The sequence below is a fragment of the Pseudidiomarina donghaiensis genome, assembly GCF_900116895.1.
Lineage (GTDB): Bacteria > Pseudomonadota > Gammaproteobacteria > Enterobacterales > Alteromonadaceae > Pseudidiomarina > Pseudidiomarina donghaiensis.
The window spans coordinates 797,902-819,797 of sequence record NZ_FPCF01000001.1; the positions used below are offsets into that span (position 1 = coordinate 797,902).

23 protein-coding genes are annotated in these 21,896 nt (G+C 47.1%); 15 read left to right on the plus strand and 8 right to left on the minus strand.

The features are described 5' to 3' along the window. Window positions 1–73 precede the first annotated feature (73 nt). Genes fadD through BM334_RS03845 form a run of 6 tightly spaced genes read left to right on the plus strand, consistent with a single transcriptional unit; the run spans window position 74 to window position 5,274 of the window. Window positions 74–1,753, plus strand: coding sequence for a long-chain-fatty-acid--CoA ligase FadD (gene fadD, locus BM334_RS03820; RefSeq protein WP_092839286.1), 1,680 nt, complete (start codon window positions 74–76; stop codon window positions 1,751–1,753). Between the two features lie 3 nt (window positions 1,754–1,756). Then, window positions 1,757–2,890 (plus strand): ribonuclease D, encoded by a 1,134-nt coding sequence (gene rnd / locus BM334_RS03825; protein WP_092838083.1) that lies wholly within the window; start codon window positions 1,757–1,759, stop codon window positions 2,888–2,890. A gap of 2 nt (window positions 2,891–2,892) precedes the next feature. Next, on the plus strand, window positions 2,893–3,174 hold the full coding sequence (locus tag BM334_RS03830; RefSeq protein WP_055438182.1) for a YcgL domain-containing protein: 282 nt from the start codon (window positions 2,893–2,895) through the stop codon (window positions 3,172–3,174). Next, window positions 3,174–4,184, plus strand: a complete 1,011-nt coding sequence (locus tag BM334_RS03835) for a lytic murein transglycosylase (RefSeq protein WP_092838086.1) — start codon at window positions 3,174–3,176, stop codon at window positions 4,182–4,184. The genes BM334_RS03830 and BM334_RS03835 overlap by 1 nt, the downstream gene beginning before the upstream one ends. Further along, on the plus strand, window positions 4,181–4,825 hold the full coding sequence (locus tag BM334_RS03840; protein WP_092838089.1) for a fumarylacetoacetate hydrolase family protein: 645 nt from the start codon (window positions 4,181–4,183) through the stop codon (window positions 4,823–4,825). The genes BM334_RS03835 and BM334_RS03840 overlap by 4 nt, the downstream gene beginning before the upstream one ends. After that, window positions 4,825–5,274: a YcgN family cysteine cluster protein gene (locus tag BM334_RS03845; RefSeq protein ID WP_092838092.1), complete on the plus strand. Its 450-nt coding sequence runs from the start codon at window positions 4,825–4,827 to the stop codon at window positions 5,272–5,274. The genes BM334_RS03840 and BM334_RS03845 overlap by 1 nt, the downstream gene beginning before the upstream one ends. A 9-nt stretch (window positions 5,275–5,283) precedes the next feature. On the opposite strand, the gene dsbB is transcribed toward BM334_RS03845, so the two are convergent. Beyond that, window positions 5,284–5,805 (minus strand): disulfide bond formation protein DsbB, encoded by a 522-nt coding sequence (gene dsbB, locus BM334_RS03850; RefSeq protein ID WP_092838095.1) that lies wholly within the window; start codon window positions 5,803–5,805, stop codon window positions 5,284–5,286. Window positions 5,806–5,993: 188 nt separating this feature from the next. Here dsbB and fadR point away from each other — a divergent pair, with 188 nt between their 5' ends. Together fadR and BM334_RS03860 are read left to right on the plus strand one after the other, a co-directional pair. Next, window positions 5,994–6,704, plus strand: coding sequence for a fatty acid metabolism transcriptional regulator FadR (gene fadR / locus BM334_RS03855; RefSeq protein WP_092838098.1), 711 nt, complete (start codon window positions 5,994–5,996; stop codon window positions 6,702–6,704). Between the two features lie 156 nt (window positions 6,705–6,860). Beyond that, a complete protein-coding gene (locus BM334_RS03860; protein WP_092838101.1) occupies window positions 6,861–8,045 on the plus strand; it encodes an ankyrin repeat domain-containing protein in 1,185 nt (394 codons plus the stop codon). A 52-nt stretch (window positions 8,046–8,097) separates the two neighbouring features. Here BM334_RS03860 and sodB read toward each other — a convergent pair whose 3' ends face one another. Continuing rightward, a complete protein-coding gene (sodB, locus tag BM334_RS03865; protein ID WP_092838104.1) occupies window positions 8,098–8,679 on the minus strand; it encodes a superoxide dismutase [Fe] in 582 nt (193 codons plus the stop codon). A gap of 238 nt (window positions 8,680–8,917) precedes the next feature. Here sodB and BM334_RS03870 point away from each other — a divergent pair, with 238 nt between their 5' ends. Next, the gene (locus BM334_RS03870; RefSeq protein WP_092838107.1) at window positions 8,918–9,256 is read left to right on the plus strand and encodes a Grx4 family monothiol glutaredoxin; all 339 of its coding nucleotides are present in this window, start codon (window positions 8,918–8,920) and stop codon (window positions 9,254–9,256) included. A 36-nt stretch (window positions 9,257–9,292) separates the two neighbouring features. After that, the gene (locus BM334_RS03875; protein ID WP_092838110.1) at window positions 9,293–9,898 is read left to right on the plus strand and encodes a peroxiredoxin; all 606 of its coding nucleotides are present in this window, start codon (window positions 9,293–9,295) and stop codon (window positions 9,896–9,898) included. 88 nt (window positions 9,899–9,986) lie between these two features. Here BM334_RS03875 and BM334_RS03880 read toward each other — a convergent pair whose 3' ends face one another. Genes BM334_RS03880 through BM334_RS03890 form a run of 3 tightly spaced genes read right to left on the minus strand, consistent with a single transcriptional unit; the run spans window position 9,987 to window position 11,175 of the window. Next, window positions 9,987–10,676 carry an aspartate/glutamate racemase family protein gene (locus tag BM334_RS03880; protein WP_092838113.1) on the minus strand — a complete coding sequence of 230 codons (690 nt, stop codon included), beginning with the start codon at window positions 10,674–10,676 and terminating at the stop codon, window positions 9,987–9,989. Then, entirely contained in the window at window positions 10,673–10,936 is a 264-nt protein-coding gene (locus tag BM334_RS03885) for a Txe/YoeB family addiction module toxin (RefSeq protein WP_092838116.1), read from the minus strand. Before BM334_RS03885 ends, BM334_RS03880 begins: the two co-directional genes overlap by 4 nt. After that, on the minus strand, window positions 10,933–11,175 hold the full coding sequence (locus BM334_RS03890) for a type II toxin-antitoxin system Phd/YefM family antitoxin (protein ID WP_092838119.1): 243 nt from the start codon (window positions 11,173–11,175) through the stop codon (window positions 10,933–10,935). The genes BM334_RS03885 and BM334_RS03890 overlap by 4 nt, the downstream gene beginning before the upstream one ends. Window positions 11,176–11,403: 228 nt before the next feature. Between BM334_RS03890 and BM334_RS03895 the strand changes: the two genes are divergently transcribed. Genes BM334_RS03895 through BM334_RS03905 form a run of 3 tightly spaced genes read left to right on the plus strand, consistent with a single transcriptional unit; the run spans window position 11,404 to window position 12,850 of the window. Further along, window positions 11,404–11,721: a DUF2845 domain-containing protein gene (locus BM334_RS03895; RefSeq protein WP_092838123.1), complete on the plus strand. Its 318-nt coding sequence runs from the start codon at window positions 11,404–11,406 to the stop codon at window positions 11,719–11,721. Between the two features lie 2 nt (window positions 11,722–11,723). Next, entirely contained in the window at window positions 11,724–12,515 is a 792-nt protein-coding gene (locus BM334_RS03900) for a DUF429 domain-containing protein (protein WP_092838126.1), read from the plus strand. Window positions 12,516–12,571: 56 nt separating this feature from the next. Next, the gene (locus tag BM334_RS03905) at window positions 12,572–12,850 is read left to right on the plus strand and encodes a DUF6768 family protein (RefSeq protein WP_092838129.1); all 279 of its coding nucleotides are present in this window, start codon (window positions 12,572–12,574) and stop codon (window positions 12,848–12,850) included. Window position 12,851: 1 nt separating this feature from the next. Here the strand turns inward: BM334_RS03905 and dbpA are convergent, their stop codons facing one another. Continuing rightward, complete coding sequence (gene dbpA, locus BM334_RS03910) at window positions 12,852–14,243, minus strand: ATP-dependent RNA helicase DbpA (RefSeq protein WP_092838132.1); 1,392 nt, start codon at window positions 14,241–14,243, stop codon at window positions 12,852–12,854. 143 nt (window positions 14,244–14,386) lie between these two features. Between dbpA and BM334_RS03915 the strand changes: the two genes are divergently transcribed. Together BM334_RS03915 and BM334_RS03920 are read left to right on the plus strand one after the other, a co-directional pair. Continuing rightward, window positions 14,387–15,001, plus strand: a complete 615-nt coding sequence (locus tag BM334_RS03915; protein WP_092838135.1) for a DUF1294 domain-containing protein — start codon at window positions 14,387–14,389, stop codon at window positions 14,999–15,001. A gap of 145 nt (window positions 15,002–15,146) precedes the next feature. Beyond that, window positions 15,147–17,621, plus strand: coding sequence for an endonuclease (locus BM334_RS03920; protein WP_092838139.1), 2,475 nt, complete (start codon window positions 15,147–15,149; stop codon window positions 17,619–17,621). A 70-nt stretch (window positions 17,622–17,691) separates the two neighbouring features. Here the strand turns inward: BM334_RS03920 and BM334_RS03925 are convergent, their stop codons facing one another. Together BM334_RS03925 and BM334_RS03930 are read right to left on the minus strand one after the other, a co-directional pair. Further along, complete coding sequence (locus BM334_RS03925; protein WP_092838142.1) at window positions 17,692–20,790, minus strand: type I restriction endonuclease subunit R; 3,099 nt, start codon at window positions 20,788–20,790, stop codon at window positions 17,692–17,694. Between the two features lie 77 nt (window positions 20,791–20,867). Continuing rightward, window positions 20,868–21,848 (minus strand): virulence RhuM family protein/type II toxin-antitoxin system death-on-curing family toxin, encoded by a 981-nt coding sequence (locus tag BM334_RS03930; RefSeq protein WP_092838145.1) that lies wholly within the window; start codon window positions 21,846–21,848, stop codon window positions 20,868–20,870. Window positions 21,849–21,896 lie beyond the last annotated feature (48 nt).

Sequence of the window (21,896 nt, forward strand, 5' to 3'; positions counted from 1 at the left end):
GGTCGGATATGCGATGATTACGCGTTACAAAAATTAGAATATTTAAATTTATTTGTTCAGGAGCATGAAGCGCGTGGATAAAATTTGGCTACAACGTTATCCAGCTGGCGTGCCGGAAACGATTGATCCGGACCACTTTAATTCGCTGGTCGATATTTTCGAACAGAGCATCGAAAAATATGGCGATAAAATCGCCTACGTCAATATGGATACCGAGCTATCCTTCAATGAATTGGACGCATTGTCACGCCAATTTGCAGCTTATTTACAACAGCAAGGCCTGAAAAAAGGCGATGCCTTGGCCATTATGATGCCAAATTTGCTGCAGTACCCAATTGCCTTGTTTGGTGCATTGCGTGCCGGTTTAGTGGTGGTGAATGTCAACCCACTGTATACCGCGCGTGAGTTAAAGCATCAATTGTCAGATTCGAATGCCAAAGCCATTGTTATTTTGGATAACTTTGCTGACACACTGCAAAAAGTTGAAGCAGATGTACCGGTCAAAAAAGTTATTTTGACGGCCATAGGTGACATGCTGCCGGCGCCGAAGCGCTGGATTGTGAACGCGGTTGTTAAATACGTGAAGAAAATGGTGCCGAGCTACAAGCTCAACAACACCGAAACCTTCCGTGCAGCGCTTAGCCAAGGGGCTAAAGCTGAGTATCAACGCCCGCAGATGGCTGGTGACGACTTAGCGTTTTTGCAGTACACCGGCGGTACCACGGGCCTAGCAAAAGGCGCCATGTTATCGCACCGCAATATGGTGGCTAACTTAGAAATGGTGTCTGCCATTGTTGCACCACTTGTTGATGACGGCGAAGAAACTATCGTAACGGCATTGCCGCTGTACCATATTTTTGCATTAACAGCGAACTGCTTAACCTTCATGAAGCACGGCGGGCGTAATATTTTGATTACCAACCCACGTGATATGAAAGCCTTTGTAAAAGAGCTTAGCAAATATCCGTTCTCGATGATTTCTGGCGTAAACACCTTATTCAATGGCTTGTTACATGCCGAAGGCTTTAAAGATTTGGACTTTTCGAACCTTAAAATTGCTCTGGGCGGCGGTATGGCTGTGCAGCGTTCAGTTGCTGAGCATTGGGAGCGGGTCACTAAATCACGGTTATTGGAAGGTTACGGCTTAACCGAATGCTCGCCGATTGTTACGGTGAATCCAACAGACATTGAGCATTACAATGGCACCATCGGTATTCCTTTGCCGTCAACGGAAGTGCGTATTGTTGACGTTGATTCGGGTGAAGTATTGCCACAAGGCGAAGCGGGCGAACTTCAAGTGCGCGGCCCTCAAGTCATGGTGGGTTACTTGAACCGTCCGGATGAAACTGAAAAAGTCATGCGCGACGGCGATTGGTTCGCAACCGGTGATATTGGCGTGATGGACGAGCAGGGTTTCTTCAAAATTGTCGATCGTAAGAAAGACATGATTTTGGTGTCGGGCTTTAACGTGTATCCGAACGAAATTGAAGACGTGATTGTTGAGCACCCGAAAGTACTGGAAGCTGCGGCTATTGGTGTTCCACATGACAGTTCGGGCGAAGCCGTGAAAGTGTTTGTGGTGCGCAAAGAGCAGTCATTAACTGAAAAAGAATTAATTACCTTTGCGCGTGAAAACATGACTGGCTACAAAGTACCTAAGTTTGTTGAGTTTCGCGACGAATTGCCAAAAAGCAACGTCGGTAAAATACTTCGCCGCGAGCTGCGTGACGAAGAAGAGGCGAAGTCGAAATAACACATGTTGCCCTATCAGGTTATTACCTCTAATGCCGAGCTGCTGGCTTTTTGCGAGCACGCTCGGCACGTTCCTTATCTTGCGTTAGATACCGAATTTGTTCGCAACCGTACTTATTATGCACGCTTAGGCTTGGTGCAAGTGCGCGCGGCAGACCAATTGGTGTTGATTGATCCTGTTGCTGGGCTTGACCTAGAGCCGTTTTGGGAACTGTTAAAAGACCCGAACGTGCACATTGTCATTCATGCTGGTGGTGAAGATTACGAGATACTGGCCCAGCACATGGGACAAATACCAACGCACATTTTTGACACCCAAATTGGCGCAGCATTTGCCGGGCATGGCGAAGCGCTAGGCTATGCGGCGCTGGTGAAGCACTATACCGACATTGAAGTGGACAAATCACAGTCACGCACCGACTGGATGCAACGGCCTTTAGCGCCTGAACAGTTGGATTATGCCGCCGCTGATGTGTTTTACCTACATGATATTTACCCCCGTTTACGCTCAGAGCTTTCGGCTGAAAAGCTTGAGTTGGTTGAAGCGGAAAGTGCACTGCAAGTGGCTAAACGTGGTGAACAAACGCCGACAAAGTGGCTGTATTTGTTCTTTGGCAATGCCTGGCAGTGTAATCGTCAACAATTAGCTGTATTGCGTGAGCTGATGGGCTGGCGCTTAGATCGGGCGAAAAAATCAGATATTCCACTGGGCTTTGTCGCGAAAGATCACACCTTGCTTGAGCTAGCTCGGCGCATGCCTGAAACCACGGGGCAATTGCGAGGGATTACCGACTTGTCGCCCATGACCATTCGCTATGCGGGCGATGATTTATTAGCGGCGATTCGCCAAGGTAAAGCCGCAACCGAATTGCCAGCTCAGCTGGAACGGTTAACGGATATGCGAGGCTACAAACCAGTTTTTAATGCCATTAAGCAGCAAATTACCGCATTAGCAAAAGAACTTGGTATTGAGCCAGGCATGGTTGCTTCGCGTCGGCAAATTAATGACGTCATTCATTGGCAGTGGCAAGTACCAAACGAAGCCAAGTCTGACCTGTCATCACCGGACTTGTACGTGGGCTGGCGGGGCGCTAAGCTTAGTACTCACTTGGACGCCATTTTTAAACGGGATCGTTAAGCATGTTGTGTGCGATTTACCGCAGTCCGAAGCGGGCTGATACCTATTTGTACCTGCCGCATCCGGCTGACTTTACAAAAATTCCTGAACCTTTGCAGAAAAGCTTTGGTCAACCTATACATGTAATGACCATGGCGCTTAAAGACGAGCGCAAGTTGGCTCGTATGAGTGTCGCTGAGCTAAAGCAACACCTAGAAGAGCCCGGTTATTACTTACAAATGCCACCAAAGCAAGAAAGCTTATTGGATGCTCACAAAAAGCAACAACAGGAGTCTGCACGCTGATGCAAGTTACCATGCCAATTTTTCGATTATTTGCCCTTGGGGTGATGAGTTTGTGGGCTTCGGCCACTGTGGCGCAAGAAGCCGACGCTAATGAGAAAAACGCGGAGGGTTTTGCGGCTTACGTTGAAATCATCAAACAAGAAGCGCTGGCGGATGGGTACAGCCAAGCAACCTTGGACAAAGCTTTTGCCAACGCGCGCTTTTATCAGCGTTCGGTAAAAGCCGACCGCAACCAACCGGAATTTAAGCTAACGCTCGATACCTATTTGCCGCGTGCGGTGCCAGAGTGGAAAGCAAAAAAAGCAGTGGAAAAGCTTGAGGAACACCGCGAATTGCTAGAAAAAATTGGCAAAGAATTTGGCGTGCAACCGCGCTTTATTGTGGCGCTGTGGGGTATTGAAACCAATTTTGGTAGCTTTACCGGTGGCCAAGATGTTATATCAGCGCTAACGACCATGGCTTATGAAGGACGCCGCGAAGCATTTTTTAAGAAAGAGCTTTGGCACGCGTTAACTATTGTTGAAGAAGGTCACATTGATATTGAGCAAATGCGAGGCTCGTGGGCCGGCGCCATGGGCCAGACTCAATTTATGCCAAGCTCATTTATGCAATATGCCATTGATTACGACGGTGATGGCCGTAAAGACATTTGGGGCTCAATGGGCGATGTGTTTGCGTCAGCAGCCAATTATTTGAAATCGGTTGGCTGGCGTGATGACGTCACTTGGGGCCGCCAAGTGCAGTTGCCAGAAGGTTTTGATACCAAGTTAGCCGGCTTGAAAACTAAGAAAACATTGGCGCAATGGCAAGCACTAGGCGTGCGCCGTTATGACGGCTCAGACTTACCGCAACGCGATGATCTGCAAGCCTCGGTGGTAATTCCGGATGATAATCAAGGCCGTGTTTATTTGGCCTACGATAACTACGACGCATTAATGCGTTGGAACCGCTCGCATTATTTTGTGGCCGCGGTTGGGTATTTATCTGATCGAATTCGCTTTCCACGATGAGCTTACCGAACCCTTCCAAAATAGTCTGTGTGGGCCGCAATTATGTGGCCCATGCAGAAGAATTAAATAACCCATTACCGACACGGCCATTATTATTTATGAAGCCACCCTCGGCGATTAGCTATTTGCCTGAGGTGGTTATTCCAAGCGATCAAGGCGAGTGCCAACACGAAATTGAATTGGCCGTTTATATTGGTCAACCGCTTCGCAAAGCCACAACTGAGCAAGCGCAGCAGGCTATTGTTGGCTATGGCGTCGCGCTTGATTTAACACTGCGCCAAGTCCAAAGCGAATTAAAAGCGGCAGGGCAGCCGTGGGAACGCGCTAAAGCCTTCGATGGCTCCTGCGTTTTAGGGCCAATGGTGTCGCTTAACGAATTAGAAAATGGCGGTGATTTTACCATTCAACTTGAGGTAAACGGCCAGACTCGGCAAGTGGGCCACAGCCACCAGATGATTTTTGCCATCGATGATCTGTTAGCCGATATCAGTCAGCAGTTTACCTTACAGCCGGGCGATATCGTTTTAACCGGTACCCCAGCGGGTGTCGCATCATTGGCGCTAAACGATCAGCTGACGTTGCATTTAAGCCAAGGCGATAAGCACTGGCAGTGGCACGGCTCTGTGCGTTGCGAGGCCTAATGTTCTGGCAAGAAAAAACACTGGAGCAAATGACCCACGAAGAGTGGGAGTCATTGTGTGACGGTTGTGGCAAGTGCTGTTTGCACAAACTGATTGACGAAGACGATCAGCAAGAAGTCATTCACTATACCGACGTGAGTTGTCGGTTACTGAATACCAAAACAGGCTTTTGCTCCGATTATGCGAACCGTAAACGGCAAGTACCCGACTGCGTGGTGATTACCCCTGCAAATGTTTACGATCTTGATTACATGCCACCAAGCTGTGCTTATCGGCGCTTAGCCGAAGGCCGTGGTTTAGCCAGTTGGCATCCGTTATTGCACGATGGTGATCGTGGGCCCATGATGGCTGCTGGCATGAGTGCGGCTGGGTTGGTGGATAGCGAAGACCAAGTAACGGAAGATCTTGAATTAAGAATTGTTACTTGGCCTTTAAACGATAGTGATTGATTTGCGCGGTTACAGGCGGCGTAGCTTGAGTAGCCGTGCCAAAATAATGAGTACCGCGGCAATTGCGTAGGCTGCAAAAAGAATCTGCATCCAGCCCGGCATACTGATACCAACAAACTGCCAATCAATTTCACCACATTGTCCCGGCGCGGCGAAAAAACTTGGAATCCATTCGTGCAATGGCATCCAGCTTGGGAAGCCTGGGTACATGTCGCATACAAATAACCAATTATTTTCGGCATTTTGAATTTCTAAATGGCTTGTGGCTATACGCCAGCCCCAAACCGATGCAATTAACCAACCCGCATAACCCACCAGTCGCGCCCAAACAACCTGCGGTGCCACCAATGGAATTAATGCCGCAAGGCCAATTACTAGCACGGCGGTACGCTGTTCTATACATTTTACGCACGGCTCTAAACCCATTTGATATTGAAAAAACAATGCGGCAGCGAGTAGCGCAAAACATGAGCCCGCTAATAAGGCCCAAGCGCCGCGTTTGGCGGGCAGTTTAGCTAAAAAATTAAGCATGAATTCACCTTGTTATTGTTATTTGCTCAGCACCTTACCTGAGCCTTTTTGGCTTGTCGATAAGATTGCGTTAAGAAGCTTTACAAAACTTGTCCGACCATTGCAAACACTGCTAGAATTGAAGGTCTTGTAAATATAACAAATAGCAACCTATTATAGGCAACGTTATTCAAAACACAGGCCATTTCATGATCATCAAGGCACAAAGTCCAGCGGGTTTTGCCGAGGAATACATTGTAAAGTCAATCTGGAACGGGCATTTTGCGCCTGGCACTATTTTGCCAGCTGAGCGCGAGCTATCTGAATTGATAGGTGTTACGCGTACCACTTTACGTGAAGTATTGCAGCGTTTAGCGCGCGACGGGTGGTTGACCATTCAACATGGCAAGCCAACTCGCGTGAATAACTTCTGGGAAACTTCAGGGTTAAATATTCTTGAAACTTTGGCGCGCCTTGACGAAGACGGTATGCCAGAGCTGGTTGACCAACTGCTATCAGCACGCACCAATATTAGTGCCATTTATATTCGCCAAGCGGTGCGTAATGCACCAGAAAAGGTGGCTGAATTACTGCAAGAGGCAGAAGGTTTAGACGACACGGCAGAGGCGTTCAGCCAATACGATTACCGTTTAAACCATGATTTGGCGCAGGCGTCAGGTAACCCTATTTATGTGTTGGTACTGAATGGTTTCAAAGGCTTGTATTCGCGTATTGGTAACTTTTATTTCTCCAACGACGATGCACGCAAGTTAGCGCGTAAATACTATGCAGATCTCAAAGAAATGGCTGCTGATTCGCGTCGTGACGATGCGGTGATGTTAGTTCGTGAATACGGTTACCAGTCGGGTCGTATTTGGCACAGCATGCGCGGCGATATTCCCGATAATTTAGTGGAATAAGAGCAAAAGCGATAAGTTAAAAGAGCAAAAGCGATATTAGCTATTAGATATTGGATATTAGATAAAAGCAGCTACGAGAAGTTAGCTAACTGGCCACGGCATTCGTAATTCGGTTAAGATTCACTAGACAATAATAAAAAAAATTGGTGAATCTTAATGACCCCCTCAAAATTAATCCTCTGTATAAAATTAATAACCATTGTCTTGTTGCTAAGTTTAGCGGGTTGTCAGTCAACATCATCTGATAAACCTGTCTATGCAGGGCCTGTTTTACCCGACAATTATGACTTCAAGTTTGGTGATAAAGACATGGCCGCAGCCATGCACGCGGTTTATTTACATAAAACAGACGAATTAGAGCAGTTGCTCCAAGCAAAAAAATTCTATTGGTATATCAACTTTGGCCATCTTGAGTCGGCGCCTTTGCTTTCTCACCTTGCTATAATTTCGTCGTGTTACGACTGTATTGATGTGTTTGCGAAGGTTGGGTTTGACCTGAATAAGCGCGATAAGTACGGTCGCACGCCATTGATTTATGCCGCCTTGTCGTCGAAGCCCAAATTTATTCCGTTATTAGCCGCACATAGTGACATTGACGCGCGTTTAGATGCGAAGACAGGGTTCACTGCTTTGCATATGGCAACCAATAAGAATTTTCCAGCCACTATTAAAGCATTGGTAGAGCAGGGTGCCGATATTGAAGCCCGTGATGTGAATCAATGGACTGCACTGCACCATGCGGTGCAAATGGGCTTTGTTGAAAGCAGCAAAATGCTGCTAGAACTGGGTGCAGATCCAAATGCGCTATCGGTTAGTCATTGGACAACGCTACACCAAACGGGCAATCGCATTAATACAGCCGATGAGACCAATATAGCCGCCATAGCGAAACTATTATTAGATGCCGGCGTGAATATAGATGTGCAGTCGGATAAAGGTATTACGGCCCTGCAATTGAGTATTTGGCAACGTCGTGACAGTGTGACGGAGTTATTATTAGCGCAAAACTCGGATCTTCATGTGGTCGACAATGAAGGATGGTCGGCATTGTCATATGCGGTAGATAAAGGCGATATAAAAACGGCAAAAGTATTACTTGATGCCGGAGTAGACCCACAGCCACGTTCATCAACCGGTTGGACACCTTTGATGTTTTTAGCGAACGATAATTATCAACATGACGAGTTAATTATTGAGTTCGCTGAGCTGCTTATTGAGCACGGTGCGTCGGTTTTTAATATAAACAATGGCGGCAAATCTATTGCTGACTTAGCAAAAGAAAATAATAAACCGGCGTTGTTGAAATTGTTGGAATACCGCGGCGCAAAGACGACCGATTAATCGACATAAAAAAGCCCGCGTGAAGCGGGCTTTTGAATAACTGACTTATTGATTAAGCAAAGTTTTTCTCTACGAAATCCCAGTTTACTAGGTTCCAGAATGCGTTTAAGTAGTTCGGGCGCGCATTACGATAATCGATGTAATAAGCGTGCTCCCAAACGTCAACGGTTAGGATAGGGGTAACTGACGAGTCAGTTAATGGGGTTTCAGCGTTGCTGGTGTTCACGATAGCTACTGAACCGTCAGCTTTTTTCACCAGCCAAGTCCAACCTGAACCGAAGTTACCAGCGGCTTGCGCGCTGAATTCTTCTTTGAACTTGTCGAATGAACCGAACGCTGCATTAATAGCGTCCGCTACTGCGCCCGTTGGTGCGCCGCCGCCATTTGGGCTTAGGCAGTTCCAGTAGAACGTGTGGTTCCATACTTGCGCTGCGTTGTTAAATACGCCGCCTTTAGAAGTCTTGATGATGTCTTCGAGTGACTTGCCTTCCATATCGGTGCCTTTTACCGCATCGTTCAGCTTGGTCACGTAAGTTTGGTGATGCTTACCATAGTGGTATTCAATGGTTTCAGCTGAGATATGTGGCTCAAGTGCATTTTTCTCGTAAGGCAATGCTGGTAATTCAAATGCCATGTCGACTCTCCGTTGTTGTTGAGAAATGAATGTTTGTTGTGGTTTTAAATTCTTGGCATTTTACCATTGAATTCAAAACTTGCTGTCACTATATAGTTAAATTGTGGCACAAAAGTTTATTTCAAGGGTTAACTTTACCCAAAAGTATAACTTGTTTGTGGCGATTTGGCGTACTGAAAGTGTCATGGACATGTGATAAACTGTGCGCCGTTTGAAACGCTTAATACCTGAGGTAATCATGGAAACTGTTGAAAAGATTAAGCAGCAGATCGCAGAAAACCCGATTCTGTTATACATGAAAGGTTCTCCGAAGTTGCCAAGTTGCGGCTTCTCTTCGCAAGCTTCACAAGCCCTAATGAGCTGTGGCCAAGCCTTTGCGTATGTCGATATTCTGCAAAACCCTGAAATTCGTGCTGAGCTGCCTAAATATGCAGACTGGCCAACGTTCCCGCAGTTATGGGTAGAAGGCGAGTTAGTCGGCGGCTGTGACATTATTTTGGAAATGTTCCAAAAGGGTGAGTTACAAGAATTAATTAATGAAGTGGCTGCGCGTCATCCGGCGCCAGAAGCTGAGTAATTTTCGTTTAAACACACAATAAAATGGAGATAAACCATGGGTGTATTAGTAGGTCGTAAGGCTCCTAACTTTACTGCTGCTGCAGTATTAGGCAACGGTGAAATTGTTGAAAACTTCAACTTGTTCGAGCAAATCAAAGGTAAAAAAGCAGTTATCTTTTTCTACCCACTCGACTTCACTTTCGTATGTCCTTCTGAGTTGATCGCATTTGATCACCGTTTAGAAGAATTCAAAAAGCGCGGCGTTGAAGTGATTGGTGTGTCTATCGACTCACAATTCACGCACAACGCATGGCGTAACACTGCCGAAGCTGACGGCGGCATCGGTGAAGTGAAATATCCATTGGTTGCAGACGTGAAGCACTCTATCTGCCGTGCTTACGACGTTGAGCACCCAGAAGCTGGCGTTGCTTTCCGTGCGTCGTTCTTAATCGACGAAGACGGCGTTGTACGTCACCAAATCGTGAACGACTTACCATTAGGTCGTAACATTGACGAAATGATTCGTTTGGTTGACGCGTTGAACTTCCACCAGAAGCACGGCGACGTATGCCCAGCTGGCTGGAAAGAAGGCGACGAAGGTATGAAGGCTGATCCGAAAGGCGTTGCTGATTACCTGTCTAAAAACGCTAACAAGCTGTAAATACGAAGAGCGTTATTCGTTATTCGTTGTTCGTTATTCGGAAGAGTGAAAACGAACGATCGGAAAGGTCGCCCTTGGGCGGCCTTTTTTATTTTAGGGCGGAAGCGACGGCTCTCGCGGCGTGAATTTCGGTGGTGTCGTAGAGTTTTATGGTGGTGTCCAATTGGTTTATGAGTAAGCTAATTTCAGTGCAGCCTAAAACAACTCCTTCGGCGCCGAATTCGGCCATTTCTTGTATAATCTCTAAGTAATCTGCTTTCGAATTTGCTTCTATTTTTCCAAGACACAATTCGTTAAAAATAATCTCGTGTACACGGTTGCGCTGTGCTGAGCTCGGCACAACCACGCAAATGCCGTGATCTTCTAGGCGCTGCCGATAGAAGTCTTGTTCCATGGTGAACTTGGTGCCGAGTAGGGCAACGGTTGTGATGCCATCGGCCTGCAAGGCCTCTGCCGTGGCATCGGCAATGTGCAGCAATGGAATGTTCACGGCCAACTCAATTTCTGGCGCTACTTTGTGCATGGTGTTGGTGGCTAAAACAATAAAGTCAGCCCCTGCGGTTTCAAGAGCTTGCGCTGCTTCGGTGAGAATTTCGGCGGTACCGTCCCAGTCGCCGGCATGCTGCAATGGTTCGATTTCGGCAAAATCAACGCTGTATAGAATGAGCTTGGCTGAGTGCAAACCACCGAGTTGCTCACGTACTTTCTGATTAATTAGCCGGTAATAGGTTTGCGTGGATTCCCAGCTCATACCGCCAATAACACCGATGGTTTTCATTCGTAGTGGCTCCATAATCGCAGTATTTTAACTGTTTGTTCGCTCTCAACTACTTGATAAACCAAGCGGTGTTGAATGTTAATTCGTCGCGAATAAGTGCCGGCTAAGTCACCAACAAGTTTTTCAAACGGCGGCGGAATTTTAAATGGATTTTCTGCAATGACATGAAGTAATTCCAACGCTCGTTGTTTTAGGCCGCAAGCTGCTAACTTTTTCGCGTCTTTTTGTGATTGCTTGGTATAAACCAACGTCCATGTCACCAGTTAAGCTCCTTGTCACAGTCTTTTGTATTCGTTTCCATACCTTGTCGAATAGACTCGCGCATACCTGGAATAGATAACAAGTACAAAGTCTCTTGAATAGCGTTCCAGTCTTGCTCGGACAGCAATACTGCATTATTTCGTTTACCAGAAATGATAATGGGCTGGTGCGATTCCGCCGTTTCATCAATAAGACGATATAGGTTACCGCGGGCTTCGGTCACGGAGATATTAGACATAGTACACCTTTTATTAATTCCTAAATTGACTAAAGTGTACGCTATTGCGAACGTACGTCAATACGAACGTAAGTGTAAAATTGAGCACATGCATCAATATATGTTCACCTTGTGACCTACGGTATTTGTCGCTAGATTACATCTAGCATAGATCAATTGCTTCGATGGGAAATTACGAGATTAGCAGCGTATTATTTCAACTTTACTCACACAAGAAGGAGCTTGCAGATGAAACATTGGTTGATTGCTTTTAGCTTATTTTTTATCAGCTTTTCAGCTTTAGCGAATAAATGTGCGTTTCGCATTAGTGGCGGCGAGCTCATTCGCTGTGGCATGTCGAAAATTGAGGTGATGAACCATTTAGGACAGCCTGAACTGACGAGTACTGAGTCGCTTGGTGTGAATGATGGCTTTGGTCATGGAGGACAAACCGTGGAATCTTGGTCATATGTTGCGGTTGGTGACATTGGTGGGGAGTATTATCTAACCGTCCGATTTGCTGAAAGTAAGGTCATCGGAATTGAGTCAGAGCAGGTCAATCGCTAACCATGGCGGAGCAAGTATTTATTGGGGTTGATGTTTCCTGTGCGCTGAAAAAGCGCATCCCCATTGTGTTTGCGGTGAAGCGCAAAGGGCGACTGGTGCCGTTGCCGGCACGGCATTTACCGATGAAAGCGCCTTATGGGCATGGTAATCGGTATGTGATTGAGCACCAGCGAAACCTCGATTACGCCAAAGCGGTGCGCGACTATGTGCTAGAAGTGTGTGATCATTTTGGGGTGCAGCCAACGTGCATCGGCGTTGATTCGCCGCTGCGCCCGCGCGCTGAAGCCCTTGATTACCGAATTGCTGAACGGGCTTTAAACCAGGCCGGCATTAGCTGCTACAAAACTCCCTCAGCCACTGAGTTTGAGGCTATTAAGGCTAAAGCACGGCAGCATTTGGCTACCGGTGGTGAGCTACAACGCATGCCACATGCCATGCAATTGTGGATGTTGGCGGGCATTGAGATTGCTCGTGAGATGGCCACCATAGCACCCGTTCGTGAAGTATTTCCGCAAGCCAATATTCGCCTGTTAATTCCTAACGCGCCACACAAGAGTGGCAAAGGCGTGCCGCTGTTGCAATTGCAAGCACTCGCGAAGCAGACGGGGTGGCCGCTCACGCAAGAAGAGTGGAAAGCGTTAAAACAGATTAGCGCTGGAGGTACGCATGACCAAGTGGATGCCTACAGTGCCGCCTGGGTGGCAAGTTTAGCTGACACTGACATTGATATTTTTGGTGATATTCGGCAACAAGACGCCATTTGGGTGCCGTGCCGCAGAATAATTGAGCTATAGTCATAACATTGGCAGCCAATAGTGGCGGATTAGCCAATATCAGTGGGGCATAGGTTATGAATAACAGTGAACAGGGTCTTTTCGGCTACTTAAAAAGCGGTTTTTCATCGGGCTTGGGTTGGCTAATTAGCTTGGGCTATTTATTGGCATTTATATTTGCCGGCCTGCTTATTTTTTGCGGTTATAAATTCTTTACCGTAGCAGCAGACCAGCAACTTTATTGGGGCGTTTGTTTTATTGTCAGTTTTATTGCGCAAGTAGCAACAAAGCTTTGGATATTCATGCAAACCAACCACAACCGCGTGATGCATGAACTACGTCGCTTGAAAAAATAATTTAAAGGGCCCTAGCGCGAAATCGTTTGCCTTTTATTTTGTCGTTATTGATAAGCGACAACGCATGTTTAGCGCTGGTGTTATTTACCGTGACGAACGACCACTGATTTTGCACTTTTATTTTACCAATATCAGCCATAGTGAGTTTATTGTCGCGCGTTAATGCGCCAACAATGTCGCCTGGACGCAGTTTGTCCTTTTTACCGCCACTTATTTGCAAGGTGACTAAATCGCTTTTTAATGGTTTCGCTGCGTTTGGCGGCTCTGGTAATGGCTGCAATTTAATCGGCGCTGCCATGTCGTCTTCCAGCAAACGCATTTTGTAATCGTCTTGCGGGCCAATCAAGGTTACTGCAAGCCCTTCAGCGCCTGCACGCCCGGTACGCCCAATACGATGGGTGTGGGTATCAAGGTCATGGGCCATATTCACGCTAATCACTAAATCAAGCTCGGCAATATCAAGGCCGCGGGCGGCAACGTCGGTGGCCACTAATACGCGCGTGCTACCGTGGCTGAACTGGATCATGGTTTGATCGCGATCTTTTTGTTCTAAATCACCATGTAGCGCCAATGCACTAAAACCCTTGGCAGCTAATTTGTCGGCAATGGTTTGCGCTTCGGCTTTGGTATTACAAAACACCATGGCATTGGCCGGCTGCAAGTCTAATAGTAATTGCTGTACGGCATAGGCAGCAAAGGTGTCGGCTAAATCATAGAAGCGCTGCACAATTTTCGCTTTCGTCTGCGTGGAGGCCACTTTAATGTGCTCAGCCTGCGGCGTGACCTGCTTGGTTAATCGCGCTATGCCCGACGGATAAGTTGCGCTAAACAGCATGTTTTGTCGTGTGTTCGGCGTTTTGGCGATAATCGCTTTCATATCGTCTTGAAAGCCCATTTCCAGCATGCGGTCAGCTTCATCAAGAACCAAAGTGTTCAGTTTTGAAAAATCGAGGCGCTGTTGACTTAAGTGATCAAGCACGCGGCCAGGCGTACCCACCAATACATGCGCACCGTGCTCAAGCGAAGCAATTTGACTGCGCGCCGGTACGCCGCCGCAAAGCGTCAGAACTTTGACGTTGCCCATGGTTTTGGCTAATCCACGAATAGTTTCAGCAACTTGCTCGGCCAGTTCGCGGGTAGGGCATAACACCAATGCCTGCGGTGAAAAATGGTTGGTATCAAGTTTGGCTAAAATTCCAAGCGCAAACGCTGCGGTTTTGCCCGAGCCAGTTTCTGCCTGCACCACCACGTCATCGCCACGCAAAATAATAGGCAAACTTAAGGCCTGTACTGGCGTTGTTTGGGTGAATCCGGCGTCTTTAACGCTGGTTAATAGTAATTGTGGCAGTGGCAAATCTTTAAATGACGTTACTGCAGGCGTGGCTTCAGACATGATGATAAATCGCTTGTTAAAAATAAGGCGTCAGTATAGCAGAGTCTTTGTTTAGGTTTTCTAATTCTGGTTCGGTAATTATTCTTGCGCGAATTTTCGCGGTTGGTTAAATTCCAACTAATTCACAAAAGGACTAATTTAAGATGCTGCGCAGAAATGGAACCGTGATTAGTTGGAATGCTGACAAAGGCTATGGCTTTATTCAATCTGCAAACAATCAGCAGCAATTTTTTGCGCATATTACAGCTTTTTCAAATCGGCGCCGCCAACCTGCTATCGGTGACCATGTTACCTTTATGGAGCAACGCCAAGCAGACAATAAACATCGCGCTATAGACATTGACTATGTGCATACCAAGCTCAGCTTTGCTCTATTACCCATTCTAACCATTGCCGTCGCCTATATTGCAGTTATCGCCTATCTCGGTTTGCTCGGCTATTTACCCGTTCAGCTGTGGTTGATCTTCACATTTGTCAGCGTAATTGCTTATGTTTTTTATGCTCTCGATAAAAAAGCGGCACTTAACAATAAACGCAGAACGCCAGAAGATTGGCTGCAATTTTTAGCATTAATGGGTGGTTGGCCAGGGGCCTTAATAGCGCAACAGCAATTTCGTCATAAAACGCGTAAAACATCGTTTCGGGTGGTGTTTTATTTAGCGGTACTGATAAACATAGCCACGATTACTTTTTATATTTTGGAAAAAGACACGATTATTCAATGGATAAAAAGCACTCTGGGTGCGATAAGATTGTAAAACTATAACTTTTGTCATGCGAAATTCATAAAAGCATGGTTAAATACGCTCGTTTATGTCGCGATTTGATTAAAATGCGATCAATTCAGGCTGAAAACACTCGATGTATACACCAATAATATTAAAAAATATAAAAGGTAAATCGATGAGCGCCCACACCAATAAAAGCCTTTTCAAGAAAGGCCTAATTGCGGTATCTAGTTTTTCTTTATTATCATTTTCTTTTGCTGTTTCGGCAGCACCACCCGCTGGTTATTACAACAACGTTGATGCGACGAATGCACAAACTTTGCAGCAGTCATTGCATGAAATAATTGATGACCATCAGCGCTTCCCATATACCTCTAGTAGTACCGATACATGGGATATTTTGGAAGCGGCAGACCAAGACCCGGATAACCCCAACAACGTTATCGACATTTATAAAAATGCCAGTTACGGAAAAGTTGGCGGCGGCAATACCTTATATAACCGGGAGCATAGTTGGCCAAAATCATATGGTTTTCCAAATGACGGCAGCAGCAATTATGCCTATACCGACGCCCACCACTTATTTATTTCCGATAGTAGTTATAACTCCAGCCGCAGTAATAAACCTTACGCCAATTGCACCTCTGCTTGTACCGAAAAACCAACCGAATTTAATAACGGCCGTGGCGGCAGTTCGAGCCAATCAAACTGGACCGATGGTTCGTTTGATACGGGTAGTTGGGAAACCTGGTCTGGCCGTCGTGGCGACGTAGCGCGTGCGTTAATGTACATGGCTGTGCGCTACGAAGGGGGCACCCATGCAGTAACGGGCCATAGTGAACCCGACTTGATCTTGACCGATGATCGCAACTTAATTGCGCAGTCCAACCAAGGCGCAAACATTTCGGTCGCTTACATGGGGTTGAAGTCGGTGTTGCTGCAATGGCACCAAGAAGACCCTGTAGACGACATGGAGCGCCGTCGTAACGACGTTGTGTATTCGTTCCAAGGCAACCGTAACCCGTTTATTGATAACCCCGAATACGTGGCGTGCGTGTTCGAGAACATCTGTAACGGTGGTGGCGGCGGCTCGGGCGATACCACAGCCCCAGCAGCACCTAGCTACCTCAGTGCAACGCCAGGTACTGGCATTGTGTCACTGGCGTGGAACCAAGGCAGTGAAAGCGACTTAGCTGGCTACTACGTTTATCGCAGCGATATTTCAGGCAGCAACTATACCCGCTTGAACACCAGCTTGATTACCGCAGCAGCGTTTGACGATTACAACGTGACCGGCGGCAGCAATTACTTCTATGTGGTGACTGCGGTAGATGCCTCGGGCAACGAGTCGGTATTTAGCAGCGAAGTAAACGCCACGCCAAACCAAGGCTCAACCGGCAGTGGCCAAGTGTGGATTAACGAATTGCACTATGACAACGACGGTACCGACACCGGCGAATTTATTGAAGTAGCCGGCAGCGCAGGTACAGACCTAAGCGGTTGGCAGATTATTGCCTACAACGGTAACGGCGGCACAGCATATGCAACCGGCAACTTAAGCGGCGTTATTGCCAACCAAAGCAACGGTTTTGGCGCGGTTAGCGTGGCCATGAGTGGCCTGCAAAATGGCTCACCAGATGGCGTGGCACTGATTGACGCACAAGGCACTGTGGTGCAGTTTATCAGCTACGAAGGCACCATGACTGCCACTGACGGCCCTGCAAGCGGCATGACCTCACAAGACATTGGCGTTAGTGAAACCACCTCAACGCCAGTCGGGCATTCATTGCAATTAGCCGGCTCGGGCAGTCAATACAGCGACTTCAGCTGGCAGGGCCCGCAGGCTGGCAGCCCAGGCCAATTAAATAGTGGCCAAAGTTTTGTTAGCTTAGAGCCAGTAAACGAAGCGCCGATGGCCTCGTTCTCAACTAGCTGCAATAACTTAGATTGCGCGTTTGATGCTTCAGCAAGTAGCGACACCGACGGCAGTGTTGTCAGTTATAGCTGGGACTTTGGCGATGGTAACGCAGCCAATGGCGTTAACGTAAACCACAGTTATGCCGCAGCCGGTGACTACTCAGTGACTCTAACCGTTACTGATAACGCCAATGCCACGGACACCATGACCGTTGTGTTGTCAGTAACGGCCCCACCAGCAGCGCCAGTGGTGTGGATTAACGAGTTGCATTACGACAACAAAGGCGGCGACCGCAATGAGTTTGTTGAAGTTGCAGGTACTGCCGGAAGTGACCTAACGGGCTGGTCTATTCAAGGCTACAACGGTGCCGACGGCGGGGTTTATGCAAGCATTAACCTCACAGGCGTTATTGCCAACCAACAAAATGGCTTTGGTACCTTAGCGTTTGACTTTGGCGGTTTGCAAAATGGTTCACCAGACGGCTTAGCGCTCGTTGACGCACAAGGCCAAGTGGTGCAGTTTATTAGCTATGAAGGCACTTTTGTGGCTTCGGCTGGCGCTGCTGCAGGTTTAACGTCCGAAGCTATTGGCGTAGAAGAAACCTCAGGCACCTCAGCCAACAACTCACTGCAACTAAGCGGCAGTGGCTCGCAATACAGTGACTTTATCTGGCAAAACCCTGCACGCAACACCGCGGGCAGCGTGAACAAGGGCCAAACCTTAGGTTTGTAACGAGCGCAAAGCTAAGAATGCAAAAGGGGCTTTTCAGCCCCTTTTCTTTTAGCAGATGAAGTAACAATCATCAAAGCTGCCCACCAACCCCTTTGAATTTCTCAACAAACGCCGAGATCTTCTGAAACACCGTTTGCTTCTTAGTTCGGTATTCCGGGTTCAGCGGGCTTAGTTTCGGCAACGTGGAGTTGAGTTCGGTGCCGTTTTCGCTGGCGTATTCGCGGCGCAATGAGGCTGCGATGTAGCGCTTGGCCGCGTCTTCATTTAGGTTTTCTGAACGAATGAGCTCTTCGGCTTCGCGCTGTTGCTCGGCTTGAGCGAACTTGAAGAACTCATCGATAATGCCCGCTTTATCGGGCATTTCATCTAGGTCGGTCTGGTTGATAAAATCGACAATTAAGCTTTCTTTGGCACGGTTGCCAAGGCTTGCACGAATCAGACGGCGAACTTCTTCAATCAAGTCACCTTTGCTTTTGTTTTTCTTGTTCTGCTCGAATATCAGTTCAAGAATGTAGTCGAGATTAATCTCCTGCGACTTCAGCAAGTCGATTTCAAACTCGATATCGTCCCAGTCAATCGTTGACTGTGCTTGGTTCTCGGCTGATTTCTCGCGGCGTATCCAGTCGCGAATATCGTTATAGGTCGAGCGGTAATCCTGCACCTTGCGCTCAGGCGGTATGCGAATCGTTTGCAACGTCGCGATATCGTCGTCGCTTAAATGGTGCTCAATCTTGAACGCTTCAACAGCTTCCGCATCGCTCGTATCAATGGTCTGCAACGCCTTTAAGCTGGCAAATTCATCGTAGTTTTGCAGAATGTTTTCAACTCGCAAATATTCGCCGAATAACTTGGCGAAGTCTTTCTTGTCTTTCTCGAGCTCAATTTCATCGGGGTTCGGGAAACGCTGCTCAAGTTCGGAAACAACTTCCACAAAACCACGTCGCGCTTGCCCAGTCACGAGGTCTGTAAAGCCTTCCATGTACTCTTTATAGCTCTTCTCGAGCACCACGTTCTTGGTATTCTTATCACCAAATAGAGTGATGGCATCAATCGTCGCTTTCTCCAAATCACGGAAGGTCACGATATTGCCGAAAGTCTTCGTAGCATCGTAAATACGATTGGTGCGCGAATAGGCTTGAATAAGTCCGTGGTAACGCAGGTTCTTATCCACAAACAAGGTATTCAGTGTCGGTGCATCAAAACCGGTTAGGAACATACCCACCACAATCAACAAATCAATTTCTTGGCTTTTCACACGCTTGGCAAGATCACGGTAATAGTTTTGAAAGCCGTTGCTGTCCACACCATAGTTGGATTGAAACATGGCGTTGTAATCAGCAATCGCTGCGCTTAGAAACTCTTTACCGCTGCTATTCATGGCAGAAACTTCAAAGCTTTCATCGGGTATCTCACCGATGGAATCTTGCTCTTCATTCGCGGCGAACGAGAAAATGGTCGCCACACGCAAAGGTCGCTCGGCATCTTGTTGCAGTTGCTTAAACGCCTCGTAGTAGGCTTTTGCAGCATCAACGCTGCTGACCGCGAACATGGCATTAAAACCTCGCCCGCCCGCCTTCATTCGGTGCGTTTTTTGTCGAAAGTGCGTCAGTATGTATTGGGTGACTTCCCGAATACGTTCAGGGTGTAGTAATGCTTGTTTATTCTCTGCGGCATTGAGCTTTTTCTCGTCCTGCTCGGTCTCAATTTGGCGGAACTGGGGTCGTACGTCGTTGTAGTCCACTTTGAACTTAAGCACTTTTTCGTCGCGAATGGCATCAGTGATCACGTACGAATGCAGTTCACGGCCAAACACGCTAGCGGTCGTCTCAGCGCCTAATGCATTCTGTGGAAATATCGGCGTTCCGGTAAAACCAAACTGATAATAGCGCTTAAATTTCTTTTGTAAGTTCTTCTGCGCTTCACCAAACTGGCTACGGTGGCATTCGTCAAAAATAAACACCACCTGCTGACGATAAACTGGCAAGTCACGCTCGGTTTTCATCAGGTTATTTAGTTTCTGAATGGTGGTCACAATGATTTTGTTGTCATCCAAACTCAAATTGCGCTTAAGCCCTGCGGTGCTATCCGAGCCATTCACGCTATCCGGCGAGAAACGCTGATATTCCTTCATGGTCTGGTAATCGAGATCTTTACGGTCCACCACGAAGAATACTTTATCGATAAAATCGAGCTCGGTCGCCAAACGCGCCGCTTTAAAGCTGGTTAATGTTTTCCCCGAGCCTGTGGTGTGCCAGATATAGCCGCCAGCATCGGTTGAACTCCATTGCTTGGCCTGAAACGCGCTCTTAATCTTCCATAAAATTCGCTCTGTGGCGGCAATTTGGTAAGGCCGCATCACCAGCAAGGTGTCGCTCACATCAAACACTGAAAAGTGCAGTAATACTTTGAGCAGGGTTTCTTTTTGAAAGAAGGTGGCGGTGAAGTCTTTGAGATCTTTAATCAAGCCGTTGTCAGATTTCGCCCAGTTCATGGTGAAATCAAAGGTGTTCTTGTTACGCTTCACGGTGTTAGCAAAGTAGCGCGTGTCGGTACCGTTTGAAATCACAAATAGCTGCAAATATTTAAACAGCGAGCTTTCGGCATTGAAGCTCTCTTTGCTGTAGCGATGCACTTGGTTAAAAGCTTCACGAATGGCCACACCGCGTTTTTTCAGTTCAATTTGAACGAGTGGCAGGCCGTTCACCAAAATGGTGACGTCGTAACGATTCGCATGCGAACCCGTTTGTTCAAACTGCTTGATCACCTGCACTTTATTGCGTGCGATGTTCTTTTTGTCAACGAGGTAGATGTTTTGAATGCGGCCATCATCAAAAACGAAATCTTCAATGTAATCGTCATGAATCTTGCGAGTTTTGTCGGTGATGCTGTCACTGGGCCTATCAAGGTAGGTTTCAACAAAACGCGCCCACTCGCCGTCTGAAAACGCAACGTTATTCAACGCTTGTAACTGCACGCGCACGTTGGCAAGCATCGCCATTGGGTTATTCAGCCCGGGAACATACTCATAGCCCTGATTCACTAAATCTTGAATCAGCTCACGCTCTAAATCACTCTCGCTTTGATAGCTTTCAGCAACTTCATATTGCTTGGTGTACTTATCTAAAACGATAAAGTGTTTTGACTCGGCTATGGGTTTGTAGGTGGTCATTCCTTTGTTTCCTTTTTCTGCAACAGCGCTTTATTCACGTGCGGTTGAGTGGTTGTTTCCAAAGTGGAAATAACCAATTAATCATCTGCTTTTAATAAAATAAAGTGCTCGACTAAACGAATCATCAGCTCTTTTTGGTCGGGCAAGCTTTCAGCCACTAATAGTGCCAGCGCAACCAGCGTATTGTCGTTTATCAGTTGCTCAACGGGCTTTGCCAATAAGTGCTGATTCACTCGTAAATACCATAAAAATAAAAATGACCCGGTGCGCTTATTACCATCGGCAAGCGGGTGGTTCTTAATGACAAAGTAGAGCAAGTGTGCAGCACGGCTTGCAACGTTCGGGTAGAACAATTCGTCGGCGAAGCCTTGCTCTATGGTAGCCAGTGCAGACGCCAAGCCGTCACCACGCATTTGGCCAAACAGCTCTGTCGCCTCACCTTTTGCAATGAGCGTCTTTTTGAGTTCGGCAATGGCAACAAGTACATCGTCTAGCTCCAGCGCCAGCATGTCATTTTGTTTTTTCGTTAGCGATTTTAAGCTTTGTTCGTCGTACCCCTGTAACAGGCTCCAGCTGCGCGCATAGTCATTAATAACAGCAAGCACCGCCTCGCCTTCATCACTCACTAATTGTTGGTTTGCAAGAGTACGAGAAAGCAAAGCAATCGCTAGCTCGAACTCAACACCACGCTCTTCCAACCGGCGCTGGTTAATCGTGTAGCCTTCAATGAGATGCTGTTTCAGGATACTGTTGGCCCACTGACGGAACTGTACGCCGCGCTGGGACTTAACCCGATAACCTACGGAAATGATCACATCTAGGGAGTAAAAGGCTACCGGCTTGTCGGAGCCAGCAATATGCATTTTTTGCATATTGCTTTTTTCAGACAATTCTCCGTCCTTGAATACATTGCGAATATGTCGAGATAACACTGACTGGTCACGCCCAAATAGCTCTACCATTTGTAGTTGGGTGAGCCAAACCGTTTCGTTCTCAAGGGTAACGTTGAGTTCTAGTTTACCGTCATCGGCTTGGTAAATTTCAATACTATTGGTCATCGGAAATTCCTTTTCCTTGAATGCCATTAAATCGACTAACGACTTGAA

What these genes read in the sequence shown, in the direction of transcription:
- rnd (WP_092838083.1), top strand. Translation starts at nt 1,757, where the DNA reads ATGTTGCCCTATCAGGTTATTACCTCTAATGCCGAGCTGCTGGCTTTT.
- BM334_RS03830 (WP_055438182.1), top strand. Translation starts at nt 2,893, where the DNA reads ATGTTGTGTGCGATTTACCGCAGTCCGAAGCGGGCTGATACCTATTTG.
- BM334_RS03835 (WP_092838086.1), top strand. Translation starts at nt 3,174, where the DNA reads ATGCAAGTTACCATGCCAATTTTTCGATTATTTGCCCTTGGGGTGATG.
- BM334_RS03840 (WP_092838089.1), top strand. Translation starts at nt 4,181, where the DNA reads ATGAGCTTACCGAACCCTTCCAAAATAGTCTGTGTGGGCCGCAATTAT.
- BM334_RS03845 (WP_092838092.1), top strand. Translation starts at nt 4,825, where the DNA reads ATGTTCTGGCAAGAAAAAACACTGGAGCAAATGACCCACGAAGAGTGG.
- dsbB (WP_092838095.1), bottom strand. Translation starts at nt 5,805, where the DNA reads ATGCTTAATTTTTTAGCTAAACTGCCCGCCAAACGCGGCGCTTGGGCC.
- fadR (WP_092838098.1), top strand. Translation starts at nt 5,994, where the DNA reads ATGATCATCAAGGCACAAAGTCCAGCGGGTTTTGCCGAGGAATACATT.
- BM334_RS03860 (WP_092838101.1), top strand. Translation starts at nt 6,861, where the DNA reads ATGACCCCCTCAAAATTAATCCTCTGTATAAAATTAATAACCATTGTC.
- sodB (WP_092838104.1), bottom strand. Translation starts at nt 8,679, where the DNA reads ATGGCATTTGAATTACCAGCATTGCCTTACGAGAAAAATGCACTTGAG.
- BM334_RS03870 (WP_092838107.1), top strand. Translation starts at nt 8,918, where the DNA reads ATGGAAACTGTTGAAAAGATTAAGCAGCAGATCGCAGAAAACCCGATT.
- BM334_RS03875 (WP_092838110.1), top strand. Translation starts at nt 9,293, where the DNA reads ATGGGTGTATTAGTAGGTCGTAAGGCTCCTAACTTTACTGCTGCTGCA.
- BM334_RS03880 (WP_092838113.1), bottom strand. Translation starts at nt 10,676, where the DNA reads ATGAAAACCATCGGTGTTATTGGCGGTATGAGCTGGGAATCCACGCAA.
- BM334_RS03890 (WP_092838119.1), bottom strand. Translation starts at nt 11,175, where the DNA reads ATGTCTAATATCTCCGTGACCGAAGCCCGCGGTAACCTATATCGTCTT.
- BM334_RS03895 (WP_092838123.1), top strand. Translation starts at nt 11,404, where the DNA reads ATGAAACATTGGTTGATTGCTTTTAGCTTATTTTTTATCAGCTTTTCA.
- BM334_RS03900 (WP_092838126.1), top strand. Translation starts at nt 11,724, where the DNA reads ATGGCGGAGCAAGTATTTATTGGGGTTGATGTTTCCTGTGCGCTGAAA.
- BM334_RS03905 (WP_092838129.1), top strand. Translation starts at nt 12,572, where the DNA reads ATGAATAACAGTGAACAGGGTCTTTTCGGCTACTTAAAAAGCGGTTTT.
- dbpA (WP_092838132.1), bottom strand. Translation starts at nt 14,243, where the DNA reads ATGTCTGAAGCCACGCCTGCAGTAACGTCATTTAAAGATTTGCCACTG.
- BM334_RS03915 (WP_092838135.1), top strand. Translation starts at nt 14,387, where the DNA reads ATGCTGCGCAGAAATGGAACCGTGATTAGTTGGAATGCTGACAAAGGC.
- BM334_RS03920 (WP_092838139.1), top strand. Translation starts at nt 15,147, where the DNA reads ATGAGCGCCCACACCAATAAAAGCCTTTTCAAGAAAGGCCTAATTGCG.
- BM334_RS03925 (WP_092838142.1), bottom strand. Translation starts at nt 20,790, where the DNA reads ATGACCACCTACAAACCCATAGCCGAGTCAAAACACTTTATCGTTTTA.
- BM334_RS03930 (WP_092838145.1), bottom strand. Translation starts at nt 21,848, where the DNA reads ATGACCAATAGTATTGAAATTTACCAAGCCGATGACGGTAAACTAGAA.